The sequence below is a fragment of the Ruoffia sp. FAM 26255 genome, from assembly GCF_045528525.1.
In the GTDB taxonomy this organism is placed as follows: Bacteria; Bacillota; Bacilli; order Lactobacillales; family Aerococcaceae; genus Ruoffia; species Ruoffia tabacinasalis.
In genome coordinates, this window is the sequence record NZ_JBGQQX010000109.1 from 1 (window position 1) to 2,216 (window position 2,216).

1 protein-coding gene and 4 tRNA genes are annotated in these 2,216 nt (G+C 35.8%); all 5 read left to right on the forward strand.

The window, feature by feature from the left end; translation table 11 throughout:
• Positions 1-127: 127 nt before the first annotated feature.
• The 5 genes from ACEN31_RS11405 (at position 128) to ACEN31_RS11425 (ending at position 1,596) form a co-directional block, all read left to right on the forward strand.
• A tRNA-Leu gene (locus ACEN31_RS11405) sits at positions 128-213 on the forward strand.
• Positions 214-251: 38 nt separating this feature from the next.
• A tRNA-Arg gene (locus ACEN31_RS11410) sits at positions 252-325 on the forward strand.
• 8 nt (positions 326-333) lie between these two features.
• Positions 334-407: transfer RNA gene (locus ACEN31_RS11415), tRNA-Pro, on the forward strand.
• 10 nt (positions 408-417) lie between these two features.
• A tRNA-Ala gene (locus ACEN31_RS11420) sits at positions 418-490 on the forward strand.
• A gap of 329 nt (positions 491-819) precedes the next feature.
• Positions 820-1,596 (forward strand): DUF4037 domain-containing protein, encoded by a 777-nt coding sequence (locus ACEN31_RS11425; protein ID WP_407109470.1) that lies wholly within the window; start codon positions 820-822, stop codon positions 1,594-1,596.
• Positions 1,597-2,216 lie beyond the last annotated feature (620 nt).

The following is a 2,216-nucleotide window of genomic DNA, read 5'->3' on the forward strand; positions in this document are numbered from 1 at the left end:
CTTCCATGGTAAGGAAGAGGTCACCGGTTCGACTCCGGTAAATGGCTTCATATTGATCTTTTAGATTTTGAATGTTGTGAAAATTAAGAAAATTTTATAGCCAGATTGTAAGTACTAACGGCATATTGCCGGGGTGGCGGAACTGGCAGACGCACAGGACTTAAAATCCTGCGGTGGGTGACTACCGTGCCGGTTCGATTCCGGCCCTCGGCATAACACATTTGTGTTAAGATAATTGACTAAAAGATATGGCACACTTAGCTCACTTGGATAGAGTACCTGACTACGAATCAGGCGGTTGTAGGTTCGACTCCTACAGGGTGCGTTTCATTTCGGGAAGTAGCTCAGCTTGGTAGAGCACTTGGTTTGGGACCAAGGGGTCGCAGGTTCGAATCCTGTCTTCCCGATTGATATAATGGGGGATTAGCTCAGCTGGGAGAGCGCCTGCCTTGCACGCAGGAGGTCAGCGGTTCGATCCCGCTATCCTCCATAAAAGATCAAAGAAAGAGATGTAGATTTTAAAATCTATGTCTCTTTTTTGTGTTTCTTTGTCAAATAGGGTTGATGATTCATTTTAGTCGAGGTCAAGCAGCAGAGATTGTTGCTTGACCTATTTTATTTAAAGGAAATATCAATAATGAGAGGTTTCAATTGAGAGTGTATAGCTAAGTAATATAGTATCTTAAGAAGTTTACTTTCGAGCTTATACAACAACCGAACGGTTAAATATTTTAAACCGGAGGAATGTGTAGTAAACTTTTGGTAATAAGTACATTCAATCAATAAACTTGAAAAATACATGCAATAACGGAGGATAATATGAATTTCAGTAAATTATGGAAAGAATTTACTACATTGCCAGAGGTTGAGTCAATTGCCCTTGGGGGATCGAGGGTAAAACAGATATTTGATGAAAAGTCGGACTATGACTTATATATTTACTGTAATGAGATACCAAGTGAGAATGCTCGAAGACGAATATTGGAGAAATACTGTCATTATATGGAGCTTGGAAATTCATATTGGGAGCTTGAAGATAATTGTACATTGAAAGATGGAATAGATATTGATATCTTGTACCGAAATCTTGAGGACTTCTCACAACAAATATATTCAGTCGTTGAAGAGTTTACTCCGAGTAATGGATACACAACTTGTATGTGGCATAATCTTTTACATTGCAACATTCTATTTGATAAGAATGGTAAATTGGAAAAACTGCAAAATAAGTATCAAATATCATATCCAGAAGAATTACGTAGAAATATTATACAAAACAACATGAATCTACTCACTGGTAACCTGCCATCCTATGATAAGCAGATAGAAAAAGTTCTTATTCGTAAGGATATAGTAAGTATAAACCATAGAGTTGCAGCTTTTCTAGAGTCGTACTTCGATATGATATTTGCGATCAACAGATTAACGCATCCTGGAGAAAAACGGATGATAACCTATGCAAAAACAGACGCAAGCATTCTTCCTGAAGCATTTGAAGAAAACTTGGAAGGATTATTTCAGAATAAGTTTGAGGATTCTGAAAAGACGTTGGAAATACTTAAGGACATAATAATTGAATTGAAGAAAGTAGTGTAATGAGTTATACAAAGGTGAAAAAAACACTGGTAGTATTGAATTCATAAGTAGAAAAAGCATTCGATGTATCAGTTACTACTCCATAGGGAGCAAACATACTTATGAGTAGATAAATAGCAAAAGATTCCTGATGGATTAGTTACACAAATTAGAAGATGATCTGCAAATAAGCAATATGTCTAATAGATGGAAGAACAAGTGTACTCATTATAGTAAGGTAAAGGGAAGATCAAAATAAATCAGAAGAAATATAAATATAATGAATGTTAAATAGAAGTCATCTATAAGAAGAGATACGCAAGCCAATTAGATTCTGCTGAATACTCTAAAGAAGGAATAGGCAGAAAGATGAAACGAAATAATGCGATAAACGTTTAAAGATCCAATAGAAATAAGAATCTATAGGTTGTACTCCATTAGCTTTTGCCATAATAGCTTCTGCCTAGCATTGGTAATAATAGCTAGTACGATCATAAGGTGCCTATAACAAATACTGGCGCATAGATATATACATTAATAAGAAGGTGTGTTGTAAGATGAAACGCAACACTAAAAAAAGACATGAAGATTCGTTATACTTAAGTCACCACAACATAGTATAAGGAGAGAATCTTCATGTC

Coding starts and splice junctions, on each gene's coding strand:
- ACEN31_RS11425 (WP_407109470.1), top strand. CDS start 820: ATGAATTTCAGTAAATTATGGAAAGAATTTACTACATTGCCAGAGGTT.